General features: G+C 71.5%; 13 protein-coding genes. 8 read left to right on the forward strand and 5 right to left on the reverse strand.

The features are described 5' to 3' along the window. Nucleotides 1-30 precede the first annotated feature (30 nt). Nucleotides 31-3,615: a transcription-repair coupling factor gene (gene mfd / locus ACYVF7_RS51525; RefSeq protein WP_460354398.1), complete on the reverse strand. Its 3,585-nt coding sequence runs from the start codon at nucleotides 3,613-3,615 to the stop codon at nucleotides 31-33. Nucleotides 3,616-3,909: 294 nt separating this feature from the next. Here mfd and ACYVF7_RS51530 point away from each other — a divergent pair, with 294 nt between their 5' ends. The 5 genes from ACYVF7_RS51530 (at nucleotide 3,910) to ACYVF7_RS51550 (ending at nucleotide 9,606) form a co-directional block, all read left to right on the forward strand. Then, nucleotides 3,910-4,614: a class I SAM-dependent methyltransferase gene (locus ACYVF7_RS51530; RefSeq protein WP_460354400.1), complete on the forward strand. Its 705-nt coding sequence runs from the start codon at nucleotides 3,910-3,912 to the stop codon at nucleotides 4,612-4,614. A 61-nt stretch (nucleotides 4,615-4,675) separates the two neighbouring features. Then, complete coding sequence (cysC, locus tag ACYVF7_RS51535; RefSeq protein WP_460354402.1) at nucleotides 4,676-6,223, forward strand: adenylyl-sulfate kinase; 1,548 nt, start codon at nucleotides 4,676-4,678, stop codon at nucleotides 6,221-6,223. A 105-nt stretch (nucleotides 6,224-6,328) separates the two neighbouring features. Beyond that, complete coding sequence (locus tag ACYVF7_RS51540; protein WP_460354406.1) at nucleotides 6,329-7,351, forward strand: sulfite exporter TauE/SafE family protein; 1,023 nt, start codon at nucleotides 6,329-6,331, stop codon at nucleotides 7,349-7,351. Nucleotides 7,352-7,529: 178 nt separating this feature from the next. After that, nucleotides 7,530-8,849: a sensor histidine kinase gene (locus tag ACYVF7_RS51545; RefSeq protein ID WP_460354409.1), complete on the forward strand. Its 1,320-nt coding sequence runs from the start codon at nucleotides 7,530-7,532 to the stop codon at nucleotides 8,847-8,849. Nucleotides 8,850-8,922: 73 nt separating this feature from the next. Continuing rightward, on the forward strand, nucleotides 8,923-9,606 hold the full coding sequence (locus tag ACYVF7_RS51550; protein ID WP_460354412.1) for a response regulator transcription factor: 684 nt from the start codon (nucleotides 8,923-8,925) through the stop codon (nucleotides 9,604-9,606). 392 nt (nucleotides 9,607-9,998) lie between these two features. Here ACYVF7_RS51550 and ACYVF7_RS51555 read toward each other — a convergent pair whose 3' ends face one another. Further along, on the reverse strand, nucleotides 9,999-10,862 hold the full coding sequence (locus ACYVF7_RS51555) for a beta-1,6-N-acetylglucosaminyltransferase (RefSeq protein ID WP_460354415.1): 864 nt from the start codon (nucleotides 10,860-10,862) through the stop codon (nucleotides 9,999-10,001). A 175-nt stretch (nucleotides 10,863-11,037) separates the two neighbouring features. On the opposite strand from ACYVF7_RS51555, the gene ACYVF7_RS51560 reads away from it, so the two are divergent. The 3 genes from ACYVF7_RS51560 to ACYVF7_RS51570 are packed head-to-tail and all read left to right on the forward strand — an operon-like array spanning nucleotide 11,038 to nucleotide 13,420. Next, nucleotides 11,038-12,441, forward strand: coding sequence for a hypothetical protein (locus tag ACYVF7_RS51560; protein WP_460354417.1), 1,404 nt, complete (start codon nucleotides 11,038-11,040; stop codon nucleotides 12,439-12,441). Then, entirely contained in the window at nucleotides 12,438-12,887 is a 450-nt protein-coding gene (pssD, locus tag ACYVF7_RS51565) for a PssD/Cps14F family polysaccharide biosynthesis glycosyltransferase (protein WP_460354419.1), read from the forward strand. Before ACYVF7_RS51560 ends, pssD begins: the two co-directional genes overlap by 4 nt. After that, on the forward strand, nucleotides 12,884-13,420 hold the full coding sequence (locus tag ACYVF7_RS51570; RefSeq protein ID WP_460354422.1) for a glycosyltransferase: 537 nt from the start codon (nucleotides 12,884-12,886) through the stop codon (nucleotides 13,418-13,420). The genes pssD and ACYVF7_RS51570 overlap by 4 nt, the downstream gene beginning before the upstream one ends. 2 nt (nucleotides 13,421-13,422) lie before the next feature. Here ACYVF7_RS51570 and ACYVF7_RS51575 read toward each other — a convergent pair whose 3' ends face one another. From ACYVF7_RS51575 to ACYVF7_RS51585, 3 genes are all read right to left on the reverse strand, one after another. Further along, nucleotides 13,423-14,514, reverse strand: coding sequence for a glycoside hydrolase family 26 protein (locus ACYVF7_RS51575; protein ID WP_460354424.1), 1,092 nt, complete (start codon nucleotides 14,512-14,514; stop codon nucleotides 13,423-13,425). 112 nt (nucleotides 14,515-14,626) lie between these two features. After that, a complete protein-coding gene (locus tag ACYVF7_RS51580) occupies nucleotides 14,627-16,681 on the reverse strand; it encodes a fibrinogen-like YCDxxxxGGGW domain-containing protein (RefSeq protein WP_460354427.1) in 2,055 nt (684 codons plus the stop codon). A 224-nt stretch (nucleotides 16,682-16,905) separates the two neighbouring features. Further along, nucleotides 16,906-17,805 (reverse strand): sulfotransferase domain-containing protein, encoded by a 900-nt coding sequence (locus ACYVF7_RS51585; RefSeq protein WP_460354429.1) that lies wholly within the window; start codon nucleotides 17,803-17,805, stop codon nucleotides 16,906-16,908.

Genomic DNA, 17,805 nt, shown 5'->3' on the forward strand with positions numbered 1-17,805 from the left:
CGGCACCGGGGATCTCTTCGCCCCGGCTCGTCATCTGGCCACGGGATCCGCGAGGAACAGCGCCTCCACCAGGTCGGTACACCATTTCAGCAGCTCCTGATCGCGCAGCGGGCGCCCGCCCAGCGGAGCGGTCTTGGGCACCGGCACCAGCAGCGTATTGGTCGCCGTCTTCAGGATGCTCTTCGGGTACAGGCGCTGCAGCCGTACGGTCCGCGAATCGGGCAGGCTGACCGGCGAGAACCGGATGTGGTTGCCCTGGAGGGTGACGTCCGTCAGGCCGCCCCGGCGGGCGAGGGCGCGGAAGCGCGCGACCTCCAGGAGGTTCAGCACCGGCACGGGCGGGGCTCCGAAACGGTCCGCCAGCTCGTCGCGGACGGCGGCGATCTCGTCGTCGTTCTGGATCGCCGCGATCCGGCGGTACGCCTCGAGCCGCAGCCGCTCGCCGGGGACGTACTCGTGCGGGATGTGCGCGTCGACCGGCAGCTCGACCTTGACCTCGGGCGTCTCGGGGACGCCCTCCTCGCGCAGCTCGCGCACGGCCTCGCCGACCATGCGGACGTACAGGTCGAAGCCGACCCCGGCGATGTGCCCGGACTGCTCGGCGCCGAGGACGTTGCCGGCCCCGCGGATCTCCAGGTCCTTCATTGCCACGAACATGCCCGCGCCCATCTCGGTGTGCTGGGCGATCGTCGCGAGCCGCTCGTGGGCGGTCTCGGTCAGCGGCACCTCGGGCGGGTAGAGGAAGTAGGCGTACGCGCGTTCGCGGCCCCGGCCGACGCGCCCGCGCAGCTGGTGCAGCTGCGACAGGCCGTACATGTCGGCACGGTCCACGATCAGGGTGTTGGCGTTCGGGATGTCCAGGCCGCTCTCCACGATCGTGGTGGCGACGAGGACGTCGTACTCCTTCTCCCAGAAGTCGACCATGATCTTCTCGAGCTGGTGCTCGTTCATCTGGCCGTGCGCGACGCCGACCCGGGCCTCCGGGACCAGCTCGGCGAGGTGCTTGGCGACCTTGTCGATCGAGCGCACCCGGTTGTGCACGAAGAAGACCTGGCCCTCGCGGAGCAGCTCCCGCCGGATGGCCGCGGCGATCTGCTTGTCGTCGTACGGCCCGACGAACGTCAGGACGGGGTGCCGCTCCTCCGGCGGCGTGAGGATCGTCGACATCTCCCGGATGCCGGTGAGCCCCATCTCCAGGGTGCGCGGGATCGGCGTGGCCGACATGGCCAGCACGTCGACCTGGGTGCGCATCTCCTTCATGCGCTCCTTGTGCTCGACGCCGAACCGCTGCTCCTCGTCGATGATGATCAGGCCGAGGTCCTTGAACCGGGTCTCCGGCGACAGCAGCCGGTGGGTGCCGATGACGAGGTCGACGGCACCGTCGGCGACGCCGCGCAGCGTCTCGGCGACCTCCTTGTCGGTCTGGAACCGGCTGACCGGCTTGATCACGACCGGGAAGGCGGCGAATCGCTCGGTGAACGTCGACAGGTGCTGCTGGACCAGCAGCGTCGTCGGGACCAGCACGGCGACCTGCTTGCCGTCCTGCGCCGCCTTGAACGCCGCCCGCACGGCGATCTCGGTCTTGCCGTAGCCGACGTCGCCGCAGATGAGGCGGTCCATCGGGACCGGCTTCTCCATGTCGCCCTTGACCTCGTCGATGGCGGCCAGCTGGTCGGGCGTCTCGATGTACGGGAAGGCGTCCTCCAGCTCGCGCTGCCACGGGGTGTCCACCTGGAACGGATGCCCCGGCGACGCCTGCCGCGCGGAGTAGAGCCGGATCAGCTCGCCGGCGATCTGGCGGACGGCCTTGCGCGCCCGGCCCTTCTGCTTCTGCCATTCGGCGCCGCCGAGCCGGTGCAGGCTGGGCGCCTCGCCGCCGACGTAGCGGGTGACCTCGTCGAGCTGGTCGGTGGGCACGAACAGGCGGTCGCCCTTGGCGTACTCGATGATGAGGTACTCGCGGGTGGCGCCCTGCACGGTCCGGCTGGCCATCTCGACGTACCGGCCGACGCCGTGCTGCTCGTGCACGATGTAGTCGCCGGGGGTGAGCTGCAGCGGGTCGACGCCGCCGCGCCGCCGCGACGGCATCCGCCGCATGTCCTTGGTCGAGGACTTCTGCCCGGACAGGTCGGTCTCGGTGAGCACGGCGAGCTTCACGTCGTCCCAGACGAAGCCGTGCTCGAGAAGGCCGCAGGAGACGTTGACGATCGCGGGATCCGGCGCCCCGTCCAGATCGACGATCTTCGCGCCGAGGCCCTCCTCGCGGACGACCTCGGCCAGCCGCTCGGCCGGACCGTGGCCCTCGGTGACCAGGACGACCCGCCACTCCTCGTGAATCCAGCCCTTGACGTCGGCCATCACCCGCTGGGTGTCGCCCCGGTAGGACTCCGCCGCGCGGGCCCCGATCCGCAGCGCACCGCCGCCGTCCTCGTCCGCGGTGTCGTCGGCGGCGATCTCGGTGAGCTCGCCCGTGGCCGCGGAGTACTCGCGCCGGGTCGGGCCGGTGCCCGCCGACTCCGCGCTCGCGAACGGGGTGATCGTCCACCAGGCGAGGCCGAGCTCGGCCGTGTGGCCGCGGACCTCGTCGAGGGTCTTGTACGCGGCCGCGCCCAGGTCGATCGGCGCCTCCCCGCCCGCCGCCGCGTTGACCCAGGAGGCCTCCAGGAACTCCTGGCTCGTGCTGACCAGCTCCGCGGCGCGGGTGCGGATGCGCTCGGGGTCGCAGACGACGACGGAGGAACCTGCTGGCAGCACATCGAGGAGCAGCTCCATGTGGTCGGCGAGGACCGGCGCGAACGCCTCCATGCCCTCGACGGCCGCGCCGTCAGCGATCTGCTCGAGGATCTCGGCGAGCGCCGGGTGCAGGCGGCCGAGGTCACGGGCGCGCTCGCGGACGGACGCGGTGAGCGGCAGCTCCCGGCACGGCGGCGCCCACAGCCCGTCCTGCGCGACCTCCAGCGAACGCTGGTCGGCCGCCTTGAAGTAGCGGATCTCCTCGACCTGGTCGCCCCAGAACTCCACCCGCAGCGGATGCTCCTCGGTGGGCGGGAACACGTCGAGGATGCCGCCGCGGACGGCGATCTCGCCGCGCTTCTCCACCAGGTCGACGCGGTGGTACCCGCCGTCGACGAGACGGCGCACGGCGTCGTCCAGCTCGACGTCGTCACCGGCCCGCAGGCGCACCGGCTCCAGGTCGCCGAGCCCGGACACGAGGGGCTGCAGAACCGCCCGGACGGGCGCGACGACGACCTGCAGCGGACCGGCCGCCGGGTCCTCCGGGTCGCCGTGGGCGAGCCGCCGCAGCACGGCGAGCCGCTGGCCGACCGTGTCCGAACGCGGCGACAGGCGCTCGTGCGGCAGCGTCTCCCAGGCCGGGAACTGCGCGACGGCGACGGGGTCGAGCAGGCTCGTCAGGGCCGCGGTGAGATCCTCGGCCTCCCGGCCGGTCGCGGTGACCATCAGGACGGTGCGTCCACGCTCCCGGGCGAGCGCGGCGCCCAGGACCGGGCGCAGCGCGGGCGGCGCGACGAGGTCCAAGTGGGCGTCGGCGCTCCCCAGGGCACGGGCGAGTGCGGGATCGGCGGCGGCGACGTCGAGCAGTCCGGAAAGCGTCATGGGCTCATCAAGGGTGAGGCAGCGTGAAGGCCCGGAGAGTGATCTCACCCCGGGGTCCCCAGCCTACGCGCCACGCGTACCACACGCCGCCCGCGCCCCGTCCGAGCGGGTGTGAGCGGCGCGCGTCGTCTGGACTGAGGAGCGCCGGGAGCGCAGCGACCAGACGAGGGAGGACGGCGCGTGGGGCGCCGCGAACCGCGCTCGCGGAGCGAGTGCCATCGCGCGCCATCGGACACGACACGCACAATGCCGAATGTGGGCACGGAGAGCGAGCGGAGAGCTACGCTCCGGGGCGTGACCGAGCTGCGCACGCCGCCGACCTTCGACGGTGACCTCTTCCACGAACGCGTTCGCGAGTACGCCGAGGAGAGGCCCTTCGAGCGCCTGCACGTCCTCGACGCCGGGTGCGGACGGAAGGCCCCGCCCGAGCTGGGCGCCGTCGAGTGCCACGTCACCGGCGTCGACGTCGACCTGCCGGGCGTCCGCGCACGGGTGCGGGTCCGCCGTGACCTCGACGCCTGGCATCTGGGCGATCTGCGGACGGTGCCCATGCCGCCGCGCGTGTACGACGTCGTGCACGCCTCGTACCTGATCGAGCGGATCCCGCACGCCGAGCTGGTCCTCGACCGGATCGTCGCGGCGCTGAAGCCGGGCGGGCTGCTGCTCGTGCGGTTCCACGACCGCGACACCGCGTTCGGGCGGCTGGACCGGGTCGCGCCGCGGTGGCTGCGGTCCGTGCTCTGGCAGCGCGAGACCCCGCCGCAGGCGGTGTACGAACGGGTCGCGTCGCTGTCCGGGATGCGGGCGTACTGCCTCATGCGAGGCCTGATCATCACCGAAGAGCACACGTCCGCCGAGACGGTGACCAGGTCGGGGCTGGTCGCGACCATGCTGTGCCGGGCCCTGGCCGCCTTGTCCCGGAATCGCGTGACTTCGGCGTACAGCCAGGCGACGATGGTGATCCGCAAGCCGGAGAATCGCTACGCCCGCATCATCTGAGGTGACGCGGGCAGAGCGTAGAGTTCAATGGTCATCGGTCGAGAGACGATCGGAGCCTGCGTTGACGACGGAAGCCGGCGACCTACGCGACATGCCGAGCCTCACGCCCGGCCCGGCCGAGCTGGCCGACCTCGAACTGCTGCTGAACGGCGCGTTCCATCCGCTGACCGGTTTCCTCGGGGCGGTGGACGCGGCGACCGTGGCCGCCGCCGGGCGGCTGGCCGACGGCACGCCGTGGCCGGCGCCGGTCACGCTCGCGATCCCGGAGGACCTCGCCAAGGAGGAGCGGCTGGTCCTGGCCGACCCTGAGGGGGTGCCGGTGGCGGTCCTCCACGTGACGGAGACATGGAAGGACGCCGCCTCTCCGCCCGGGTTCCCGGAGGGTGATCCGCTCCGGACGTCGGCGACGACGTCGTGGCGGGCCGCCGGCCGGGTCGAGGCGCTGGGCGCTTCGGAGCACGGGCCGTTCCGCCGGCTGCGCCGGTCTCCGCACGAGGTGCGCGCCGAGCTGGCGGGAGCGACGACGCTGGCGATCGCGGCCCGCACGCCGCTGCACCGGCGGCACCTGGGCCAGTTGCGGCAGCTCGCCGAGAAGCTCGACGCGCGGCTGCTGCTGCTCCCGTTGATCGGCGAGGGGCACGACGACGCCCTCGTCCGTGCCGTGCTGGCCGTACGCCGGGAGCTGCCGGCCGACTCGCTCGTCGTCCCGGTGCCGTTGATCGAGCGGCCGGGCCGTGATCTGGCCCTCGCCGCTCACGTCGCCGCCGCGTACGGCGCCACGCACTTCTTCACGGCCGACTCCGAGGAGGCCGCCCCCGCCGGTGGCGCCGCGCTCGTGGTGGCGACCGGGGACCTGCCGATCGAGCTCGTCACGCCGGAGCCGTGGGCGTACGACGAGAGCGTCGAGGTGTGGCGGCCGCTGTCCAAGATCGAGGCCGACCACGCCCGGTCCGAGCCGACCGAGGCGGAGCTGGCCGCGCTGCTGGATCGCGGCGAGAAGATCCCCGAGTGGTTCACGCCGCCGGCGGTGGCGGAGGAGCTGCGCCGCGCGCACCCGCCGCGGCACGGGCGGGGCATCACCGTGTTCTTCACCGGGCTGTCCGGCTCGGGCAAGTCGACGATCGCGCGCGGGCTGGCGGACGCCCTCGTCGAGCGGGGCGGCCGCACGGTCACCCTCCTCGACGGCGACGTCGTGCGCCGGCTGCTGTCGGCCGGGCTGACGTTCTCCAAGGACGACCGCGACCTCAACATCCGCCGCATCGGGTACGTCGCCGCCGAGATCACCCGGCACGGCGGGGTCGCGATCTGCGCGCCGATCGCCCCGTACGCCGCGACGCGGGCGGAGGTGCGCCGCATGGTGAACGCCACGGGCGACTTCGTCCTCGTGCACGTGGCGACGCCCCTGGAGGAGTGCGAGCGCCGCGACCGCAAGGGCCTGTACGCGAAGGCGCGGGCCGGTCTCATCCCGGAGTTCACCGGGATCTCCGATCCGTACGAAGTGCCGGATGACGCCGAGCTCACTCTGGACACCACGGAGCTGACTCCGGAAGCGGCGGTGGAGCGGGTGCTCGACCTGCTGGTCGCCGGCGGCTGGGTGCGCTCAGAGTAAGAAACTAGTCACCGAGCGCACACCTCGCCCTTGCCTGGCGCGCGCTTGCCGTCACCGCATACTCTGAATGTCCGACTTTCCCGATTAAACGGGTAGGGCATACGGATGCACTTCGATTACCAGATGGCGCTCGGATCGTTCCTGGTGGCGATCGTCGTCGGGCTGACCGGCATGGGCGGCGGCGCCCTCATGACGCCGATGCTCACGGTCTTCTTCGGCGTGCCGCCCCTGACCGCAGTCTCCAGCGACCTCGTCGCCGCCGCCGTGATGAAGCCGGTAGGCAGCCTCGTCCACCTCCGCAAGGGCACGATCAACCTGCGTCTCGTCGCCTGGCTGTGCGCGGGCTCCGTGCCGACCGCGTTCTGCGGCGTGCTCCTCGCCCGGGCCCTCGGCCGCGGCAACAACGTCGAGAACGTCATCGAGATCGCGCTCGGGGTGGCCCTGCTCATCGCCGCCGCCGGCCTGACCATTCGCAGCTACCTGACGATGGCCGACCGCGGCCCCCGGCGCGCGGCGCGTCGCGCGGCGCCCGAGGAGGCCTCCGAGGCGGCCCCCTCGTCGATTTCCGTACGCCCGATCCCGACCATGCTGGTCGGAGCAGTGGGTGGCCTCGTGGTCGGCATGACCTCGGTCGGCTCCGGCTCGCTGATCATCGTGGCGCTGCTCGCCCTCTATCCCAAGCTCAGCGCGAACCGTCTCGTCGGCACCGACCTCCTCCAGGCCGTGCCCCTGGTCTGGGCGGCGGCCCTCGGCCACATCCTGTTCGGCGATTTCAAGCTGGCGGTCACCCTCGCGCTGCTGGTCGGCTCGATCCCCGGCGTCTTCCTCGGGTCCCTGGCGTCGTCCCGGGCACCGGGCGGCATCATCCGATGGGTGCTGGCGTTCGTCCTGCTGGCGTCGGCGCTGAAGATGTTCAACGTCGGCACCACCCCGATGGCGTGGGCGCTGGTCGCCGCGGTCGTCGGCGGTATCGCGGTCTGGTCGCTGCTGCGCACCTGGAACGGCCTGCGGCCGCTGCCGTTCCCGCGCGACGGCGCGGCGTCCGGCCGGGCGGTCCGGGCGGACCGCGAACCGGCACGTCCGTCCTCGGCCACCGACCTGTCCTCGGGCCGGTTGCGGTCCGGGTGACCGGATCCGGTCAGAGACGCCTCGCGAGGCGACACTCGAACCAGGGCGGCGCGGACGCATCCGCGCCGCCCTGACGCATCTCAGCGACGACGGCGGCACCGTGGACGGGCCCATCGGGGCCCTTTCATGCGCGCTCCGGTGCGCCGCGCCCCGGGGTGATCGTCCGTACGGTGGGGGCGTGGACCTGACGCGGGCACGCCATCGGATCACGGCGGTCCCGCCGTGGGCGAGGGAGCCGGCCCTGTGCGCGGTCGTCGCGGCGGCGACCGCCTACCGCATCGGCACGGCGACGCCGGACCCGGGCGGCCGCACCCCGGACACGGCGGCGTACGGCATCGGGCTGGCGATGGCGCTGACCCTGCTCCTGCGCGGCCGCCGGCCGGCCCTGACGATCGGCGTCGTCTCCCTACTCTGGTTGATCTACCACGTGGCGGACTATCCGGGCGGAGCGCCGGCCGTCCCGGTGTGGGTCGCCCTCTATTCGGCCGCCGCCGCCCCTCGCCGTTGGGCGGCCCTCTCCCTCGCGGGCTGGACGATCGTGTCCGACGCCCTCGCCCGGACCAAGCACAGCGGCGTCGGCCTGTTCGACGCCGCGCTGGACGGGTCGACGGTGGTGTTCGTCGCCGCGCTCCTGCTGGGCGACGCCGTGCGCAGCCGCCGTGCCCGGCGGGCCGAGTTCGAGGCGCGGCTGGCGCTCCTCGCCGCGCACCGGGACCAGGCCGCCGCCCAGCGCCTCGCCGAGGAGCGGATCCGCATCGCCCGCGAACTCCACGACGTGTCCGCCCACACCATCGCCGTCATCAACGTGCAGGCGAGCGTGGCCGCGGAACTGCTGACCGAGGCGCCCGCCCAGGCGCGGGAGGCGATCGAGGCGGTACGGCGCGCCGGCGGTGAGGCGCTGGCCGAGCTGCGGGCGACCGTCGGGGTCCTGCGGCAGCCCGGTGAGGACGACGTGGAGCCCCCCGCCCCCGGAATCGACCGGCTCGAGGACCTGGCGCGGGCGGTCGGCGCCGGCGGCCCCCGCGTCGAGGTGCGGGTCGAGGGCGAGCGCCGCCCGCTGTCGCGCCTGGTGGAGTTCACGGCCTACCGGATCGCGCAGGAGGCGCTCACGAACGCGCTGCGCCACGCCGACGCCGACCTGGTGGAGATCCTGGTCCGGTACGACGACGGGGGCCTCGCCCTCGAAGTGCGCGACGACGGCGGCCACGACGACCGCGCGACCGGAAGCACCCGGCCAGACCACGGCGACCGCACGGCCGGACTCGTCCCGCCAGGCCACGAAGACCGCGCGACCGGGCACGCCGAGCCTGGCGAACCCGCGACGCGGTGTGCCGGGCGAGACCACGAATGGCACGCCGAGCCGGGCCACGGCCTGCGCGGCATGGCCGAGCGGGCGGCCGGTCTGGGCGGCCGGTTCACCGCCGGCCCATTCCAGTGGCCCGACGGAAGAGGGGGCTTCCAGGTACGCGCCTGGCTACCGGACGAGGAGACGACGTGACCGCCCAGGTCCGTTCCGCCGGGGACGACATGACCGTTCAGGCGTCCGCCTGGCCGCCGGACGAGGAGACGACGTGACGATCCGGGTGCTGCTGGCCGATGACCAGACGCTGGTCCGGGCGGGCTTTCGCATCCTCCTGGAGCGAGCGGACGACATCGAGGTGGTCGCGGAGGCAGCCGACGGGGAGGAGGCGGTCGCACTGACCCACGCCCACCGCCCCGACGTGGTCCTCATGGACGTGCGGATGCCCGGCACCGACGGGCTGGCGGCGACCCGGAGGATCCTGGCCGACGAGCGCGCGCCGGACGTGAAGGTGATCGTCCTGACGACCTTCGACCTGGACCGATACGTCTTCAGCGCGCTGCACGCGGGCGCGAGCGGGTTCCTCCTCAAGGACATCGAACCGGAGACTCTGCGGCAGGCGGTGCGCACCGTGTTCGCCGGTGACGCGCTCCTCGCGCCCCAGGTCACCCGCCGATTGATCGCGTCGTTCGCGGGACGGGCGGGAGGGCCGGCGTTCGACCCGGACCTGTGGACCGCCCTCACCGACCGGGAACGCCAGGTCGTGTCGCTCGTGGCCGAGGGACTGACCAACCAGGAGATCGGGGTGCGGCTGACGATGAGCCCGGCGACCGCCAAGACCCACGTCAACCGGGCGATGGCGAAGCTGGGAGCACGGGATCGCGCCCAGCTCGTGGTGTTCGCCTACCGGGCGGGAATGGCGGGCTGGTTCCCGGGCGTACCACCCCAGAACTAGCCCTTCTACCGCGACCGCGATATCGGGGCGCGACGCCGAGCGGATGCCTGATTCGCCGGTGAGCCGGCGCCAGTGAACGAGTAATGATTCAGCCGCCGATGCTGATGGGCGGGGGCTCGACCGCCCGGTCGCCGCCGGCGACGAGCGGGGACCGGCGGGGTCGTTCGAATGTCCGGCCAACTTCTTCCCGGGACTCTTCCAGTCCGGCAAACCGGGGTTAATCATCCGTACCGGGAACGCCGTGCACCGTCGTCCGCCGACGGCCACCGGGTAGAGACGCGACGGATGCCCTGGGGCGTGGAGCGTCTCCGCGGTGGCACTGCCGGATCCGCCAGCGGGCCGTCAACATCTGGCACTGAGACGCCGAGCCGCCGAGACGGGGCCGGACGGCGTCAGGACGACGTGCGCTCGGCGGCGATCTGGTCGAGCAGGTCGGGGATCTCCGGATGCGCGGAGACGTCCACCTTGCGGGCGAAGAAGGCGTCGCTGGCCCGGATCTCGTCGAGGTGGTCCGCGGTGATCAGGTCGGGATGACTGGCGTCCGGACCCCAGCGGATGAACCGCTTGCTGTCGTCGGCGACGGACAGCGCCGGCCTCGCGTTGAGCGCCATGGAGCAGATGAACGTCTCGTCGGGGATCGGCGCGTACCGCAGGTAGCGCAGCAGGCGGTCGGCCAGGGGGTCGGCGAGCATGCCGTGCACGGCCGCCGCGGACAGGTTGAACCACATGTCGCCGACGTACAGCCCGACGCCGTCCCGATAGGGATGACGCCGCGCGAACGGCAGCGGCGCCGACCGGTGGGTGCGGGGCAGGCGTCGCTTGCGCAGGTAGCGTCTCCGGGTCACCGCCTGCCAGGGGTCGGTGTCCTCCGCCGGATCGGACGTCACGGCGAAGTGCCGCAGGTACGCGTCGTACGGCGAGGCGGCGAGCTCCTTCTCGATCGCGGTCATGGACCGGATCGGATGGTCCTGACCGGAGACGAGCAGCGCCCAGGAGAACTCCGGGATGTTGTCCGCCACCCAGCGCAGCGAGCGCCACTGCGCCTCGACGAGGGAGAGCCGCCCCCATCGGCAGGGCCGGGCGTCGGGGATGAGGGCGACGTCGGAGGAGGGACGGAGCGTCAGCGGCTCGCCGCTCGGGTCATGGTGGACGACCGCGACCGTGTCGGTGCCGGTGCGGATCCGGTCGACCAGCCGGGTGACCTGCGCCGGGTGCCGATGGGACAGCACGATCACGACCAGCGGTCCGCCGCCCATGCCCATCCCGCGCCCTTCACTGTGAATTCCGCTGCCGTTCCGTGACCGAGGGTACTGCCGTTCCGGAATTGCGGTGATGAGGCCGCTGATGAAACTACGATTACGGTAAAGTGCCGGGAAAGTTGAAGCAGGACACCGGGCACTTCCTGGTTGATCAAGCGCATCAGGGGGCGCTGTGCTCCGCGCACTTGTCGAACGGCTGTGGCTGCCCGAGCCGGAGTCCTCCGGGTGGCCGGTCCGTGTCACGTCGGGTGACGTCCCGGCAGGCCACCGCGTGGTCGAGCGGTACGCCGTGGTCCCCTCTCCGGAGCGGCCGCGGTTCCTCGTGCCGCTTGATGGCCGCGCGGTCGCGGCCGGGAGCCTCACCCACTACAACGGGCTGCGCTGGGCCCGCCTCCGCGTTCCGCGGACCATCCTCGGCGCCAGCTTCCGTACGGGGCTCGGGCCGCTCCTGCTGCGGCACCGGCTGCTCGTGTGCGTGCCCGAGGAGCTGCCCGCCGCCGAGTTGGGCGACTACCTCCTGAGCGCGCACCTCCAGCAGGTGCTCGGCGTGCCACGGCTCGCGCTGGGCGTGGGCGTCCGGCCGCTCGATCCCAACCTCAAGCCGACCCTTCAGCTCTTCGGCGCCGACGGCGCGCCCGTCGGGTACGCCAAGGTCGGCTGGAACCCCGCCACCCGGGAGATGACGCGGCGCGAGGCGGCCGCCATCGCCGCCGTCACCGACGAGGCCGGAGCTGCGGCGGGCGGCGTCCGGGTGCCGCGGCTGCTGCACCACGGTCGCTGGCGCGACTACGACCTCACCGTCACGGCGCCGCTGCCGCTCCGGATCCGCCGCTACCGGGCCGAGGATCAGCCGCCCGCCCTGCCGTACGAGGACGCCTTTCCCGACCGACCGATCCCGACCGGCCTCCCGGCCTCTCCCGACCAACCGGCCCCGACCGACCTCCCGGGCTCTCTCGACCGGCCGGCCCCGACCGGCCTCCCGGGTCCCTTCGCCGCCCGTACGGCGAAGCTGGCCGACGCGGGATTCTGGCGGGCGCTGCGGGCGGAGGCGGCCGTGCTGGCGGCGGACGCCGAGGAGCCGCGGCTCGCGGCGCTGATCGGCGCCCACTGCGACGAGCTCGAACGCGAGCACGGCGGCACTCCCCTGCTCGTCGGCCGCTGGCACGGCGACTGGGTGCCGTGGAACATGGGCCGCCACGCCGGGGACCTCTACGTCTTCGACTGGGAGCACAGCGCCGAGGAGGCCCCGGTCGGCTTCGACCTCCTGCACTGGAGGTTCCAGGTGGCGCTGGTGCTGCACGGCCGGACGCTGGCCGAGGCCGTCGCCGTCGTACGGGCGGCCGCCGCCGACGAGCTCTCCACGATCCCTCCCGACCAACCGACCCCGACCGACCTCCCGGTCCCCCCCGACCAACCGACCCCGACCGACCTCCCGGTCCCTCCCGACCATCGCCGGCTGCTCGCACGGCTCTATCTGCTGGAGATGTTCATGCGGACGTACCACCTCAAGCGGCTGGGCGGCGGGTGGAACCCCGCTCTCTACCCCGCGATGCTCGAGGTCCTGGAGGAGCGGTGAGAGTCCTCCTGGTGTGCTCGACCGGCGGGCACCTGACCCAGCTGTACCGTCTCCGACCCTGGTGGTCCGAGCACGAGCGGATGTGGGTGACGTTCGAGAAGGCCGACGCCAGTTCCCTCCTCGCGGACGAGCAGGTGACGTGGGCCCACCATCCGACGACCCGGAACATCCCCAACCTGTTGCGGAACCTGTGGCTCGCGATCCGGCTGCTCCCGCGCTACAAACCCGACGTGATCGTGAGCTCGGGTGCGGGCGTCGCCGTGCCGTTCTTCGTCCTGGGCCGGCTCATGCGCAGGCGCACCGTCTATCTCGAGGTTTACGACCGCATCGACTCGGGCACGCTCACCGGCCGCCTCTGCTATCCGATCGCCGACCTGTTCCTCCTGCAGTGGGAGGAGCAGCGGGCACGTTATCCGAAGGGGACCGTCGTGGGGCAGCTGCTGTGAACGGGACGGACAAGCCGCTGGTGTTCGTGACGGTCGGCACCGACCATCACCGGTTCGACCGGTTGATGGTCTGGATGGAGCAGTGGCTCGCCGCCAACGGTCACGCCCGGTGCGTCGTGCAGCACGGCCCAGCCGATCCCCCGGTGGGCGCGGAGTGCCACGAGTTCCTGCCGCACGCCGACATGCAGGCGCTGTTCCGGGAGGCGTCCGTCGTCGTCTGCCAGGGCGGCCCCGGCTCGATCACGGAGAGCCGGCAGGCGGGCAACCTGCCGATCGTGGTGCCGCGGATCGCGCGGCTGGACGAGGTCGTCGACGACCACCAGGTGCGGTTCTCCCGGCACGTCGCCGCGTTCGGCAAGGTCGCCCTCGCCGAGACCGCCGAGGATCTGCACGCCCACCTGGACCGCGCTCTCGCCGAGCCCGGGACGTACGCCGTGTCCGACGCGGCCGACGAGACCGCGCCCGCCGTCGCGCGCTTCGGCCGTCTGGTGGACGAGCTCGTCGCCGCACCCCGGAGCCGCCGCCGGCGTTAGCGTTACCCGCTGGAGGTGTTGAGGTACGGGTCGCGGCCGGTCTCGGCGTAGGAGTTCAGCATGCCCGGGCCGTTGTCGACCTTCAGGTTGCAGCCGGGCCCCGCGTCGAAGCGGACCAGACCGGCGATGTTGGGGTACTTCCGCTTCAGCACGCCGGGGATCTCGCGGTACCACTGCAGCGAGCGCTTCGGATCCGCCGGGTCGAACTGGGTGCCGTACTCGGGCAGGATGAACGGCTTCTTGCCCAGCCCGTTCTTCTGGAAGAACCGGTACGTCTGCCCGATCTTCTCGTCGAACGTCCGCCACTGCCCGCCGTGGCACTTGTAGAAGTTGTACGGGTCCCAGCCCACCCAGTCGGCGTACGCGTCGCCCGGGTAGGAGTGGAGGATCCGCTGGGCGTTGTCCCCGCTGAGCGCCCCGGTCACGACCCAGACCCAGACGACGTTCGTGACACCGGCCTTGGCGAAGACGTCGTGGACGTGCCGGGCCGCGGCGACGTACTCCGCCTCGTTGCCCTTCAGCTCGCCCTTGGTCATGTGCCGGTCCATCTCCGGGTCGAAGGACATGAAGACCTTCCGCCCGTACGCCTTCACCCGCTTGGCGACGGGCTGGATGACGGACCGGTCGTAGGTGCCGGCGGCGATGTCGCGCCACTTGTAGCTCTGCTGCTTCCCGTAGAGCTTGCTCTCCCAGGCGAAGAACAGCAGCCGGGAGCGGCCGAGCTCACGTTCGGAGTCGTCGGGGAAGACGCCCGGTCCCGGCTTGTTCGAGAAGTCATGGAAGCGCAGGACGATGTCGAACCGCCGGCCTGCCTTCCCCTCGATGTCGGTGACGGCCGAGGTGAGCGACGCGCCCTGAACCGAGTAGATGCCCCAGTACGCCCCGCACTTCGGCATCAGCTTGGCGTCGGCTCCACAGGATCCGCCGTTGACCCCGGCCCTGCCCTCCGCGAGGGTGAGGCCTCTCCCGCGAGACTTCGATCCGCCCTTGTCGTTGCCGCTGGCGGAGCCGCAGGCGGACAGGACGGCGCCCGCCCCGATCAGTGCCACCGCCGACAGCGCGACGCCGCGCCCGCGTCCTCTGGCGATTCTCATACGTCCAAGACCTCCCGTTCCGGCCGCCCCTAAGCGTGATCAGGGAATCACCCGGCGGGGTGATTCCCTGATCACGACGCGGAAGCGACCGAGCCCGGCCCGAATGATCGGGTCAGGGGCAGAATCGGCCGAATCCGCCGAGCCACTGGTAGGCGGAGCCGGTCCACGAACCGCTCTTCAGGTCACCACCGGCCCACATGCATCCATTGTTGTCCTTCACGAGCGCCCAGACGCCGTTTCCGGCCCGCGACGCGAAGATGGGGTTCCAGTTGGGCAGGTATTTGCCGGTCTGGGCGTTCCAGGCGCCGACCATGTTGAGGCGGTGCACGTTGGAGTAGCCGCCGACCTTCGGGTCCGGGTACGTCCAGCCGTCGGTGTAGTCGAAGTCGAAGCCGTGCGACCCGGCGTACAGGACACCGTTGATCTCGACGGTCGACTGGAAGTCACCGCCCGAGCGGGCGAGGTTCCCGCCGATCTTGTTGTTGAAGTCCCGGTCGTAGACCTGGATGTCGTGCTCTGACCCGCCCATCCAGACGCGGTCCCCGACCTCGAGGATCGTGTTGCGGTAGGGCTTGGTCGGGTCGGAGATGCTGGGGATCCACTTCGTGTCGCCGAGCCCGGAGATGTGGCCGCCGGGCGCCGCCGTGCTGACGATCGCGAAGTCGTTGATCGCGACGTCCTTCTGCTTGCCCATGTGCTTCATGCGGCCGCCGAAGTAGACGCGGTCGCCCTTCGAGCTGGCGTCGAGGGAGTACACGCCCGCGTCGAAGAACGGGTTCCAGGTGGTGTCCGGGGTGCCGTCCGTCACCTTGACGCGTGCCGCGCCGCCGACCCAGAACGGCGACTTGGCGATGGTCGTGCCGCCCTTGATGTGGTCGAACGTGCCGCCGATGTAGAGCCAGCCGTCCTGGATGTCCATGGCGCGGCCCCGCGGGGTGCCGCTGCTGCGGATCAGGCTGGCCTTCCACGTGGACACGGGGGCGCCGGTTTTGAGGTCGAGCGCGGCGACGCCGCCGGTGTTGGCGACGCCGTTCACGCTGGTGAAGTCGCCGGAGACGAACAGCTTGTCGCCGGCCCCCTTGACCGCCCAGACCATGCCGTTGAGCTTGGGCCGGAAGTCGGACTTCCACTCGCCGGTGCTGGTGTCGAAGGCCGCGAGGTAGGACTGCTCGACCTTCTGGCCGGCGGCCGGGCTGGCGCCCTTCTGGACGTACTGGAACTTGCCGCCGACGTAGAGCGTGCTGCCGACGACGCCGAGGGCGTGAACCTCGATGTTCTCCTCACCGGTGCCGCCGCCGACGACGCCCGTGACGCCCCAGGGGCTGGACGAGGTCTTGCCGCTGACCAGCTTCGGCGCGGCCGGGGCCGGTCCACCGGTCGCGGCCGTGATCTTCGGCCGGATGAAGACCTGGGTGAAGGGGATGGCCTGGCCCTTGGAAGAGGCCCGGTACAGGTAGCTGCTCGCGCTGGTCGACCCGCCGTCGAGGCTGCCGTACGCGAAGCCCTTCTTCCACGCGTTGTTGGTGTCCTTGACGGTGGACAGGTAGTTGTACGGGCGCAGCGAGCTGGTACTGCCGGTCTTGTCGGTGTATCCGCCGCTGTAGCTCGTGCCGTCGAAGGAGGCGGACTCCAGCGGCAGGCCGCCGTCGAAGGTCCAGGACCAGTCCGCCAGGTTCTTGTACTGCAGGTCGACGTCCTGCCAGGCGGTGCCGCTGGTGTTCTTCGCGCGGTGCAGCCGGACCTCGTCGATCGAGCCGCCGTTGAACAGCCCGTTGATGGTGTCGCCGGGGACGGTGGCGGGCGAGAAGGCGGCGGTGCCGGTGGGGGTGTTGCGCACGTTCGACGCGCTGCTCTGGCCGGCGTAGTGGAAGTTCCAGCTCTCCCGGCCGCGGCCGACGAGGACCCAGCCTCCGCCGTCGGTGGTCATGTCGCAGTAGAACTGCTGGGCGCTGGTCATCCGGGGTGTCTTCAGCCAGTACAGGCCGGTGGTGCTCTTCGGGTAGTCCTGCTTGATCGCCCAGCAGGACAGCGCGGCGGCGCTGGAGGACTTGCCGTCCGGCGCGCCCGCGCTGGCGAACTCGGGGACGAATACGACGCCGGCGGCCGCTACCAGCGCGGCCGCGCCGACGGCGAGGGACGCCTTGCGCGGTGGCAGACGAAATGCCATGAACTCTCCCGCGGTGTATGTGCGGCGAGCAGAGGGGCTCGGGGGGATTAGTAATTCTGCAGCACAGAGGGAGCTGGCGCAGGAACGTGGCAAAATTAGTGCAAGACGCACTCGCTGTCAACGAGTGTAACCATTCCGCTATTGCCGGTAATTAGCCGCAGAAATTTTGTCGGGCCGGTAAACCGGAAGCGACGGACGGACGTCGTCACGTCATCTCGCCCGCGTCACGCGGGCCAGGAATACTCCACGCCTAGGAGATCATAGAGCGCCCGGTTGTGCGGGCGGTAGAACTCCGTGAGCTCTTCCTTGGTGTCCGGGTTCATGGGCGGCGCCGGCAGGTGGTTGTGCCGTTCGGCGATCTTCAGCGGATGTGCAGGAAGTCCGAGGAATTCGGTCACCCGGTCGACCGCCGCCTGCTCGTTCCCGTAGAGATCCTCCGCCGGCATGATGAGGAACTGCTCGCGGGGAAAGACCGAGAACCAGTTCTCCAGCTGCGGCCGGTAGATCCCGCGGTCGCGGTAGGTGTAGAAGTCGTGCGCCCGGCTGTAGTATCTCGGGTCGGCGGCCATCTTCTCGCGCTCGCCGCACAGCCGCTCCGGCTCGGCTGCCAGGGCGTCCTCGAAGCTCAGGTCCTCGACGCCGTCGCCGACCCGCTCCCAGTAGTGCGAGTAGGCGCGCTTCACCGGGTCACGCAACGTAACAATGATCTTCACGTCCGGGGTGCGGGCGCGCACCCGCTCGGGGACCGGCGAGTAGTACATGTAGTACGGGCAGGCCTCCCCGGTGACGGGCCGGGTGCCCAGGCGTTCCTCGACCCGGTCGAGTTCCCGCTCGGTGGCGAAGTGCGAGCGGTACCAGGCGTCGCCCCTGCCGTAGTTGACGTAGTAGTAGCCGGGGCTCTTCACCCCGCGCGAGGCCGGATACATCGGCATGACCAGCGGGTGCTGGATGAGGTAGTTCCACAGTGAGGTGGTGCCGCCGCGCTTGGTGCCGATGATGAGGAAGTCCGGCAGGTGGCGCTGGTCGGCGGTCCGCACGGCGTACGCCCGCGTCATCGCGTTGGCCGTGTCCTTCATCCAGCGTGGCGAGCGGTCCTTCGCCCGCCCGACGAACCCGGTCGGCAC

The sequence above is a fragment of the Actinoallomurus acanthiterrae genome, assembly GCF_054775715.1.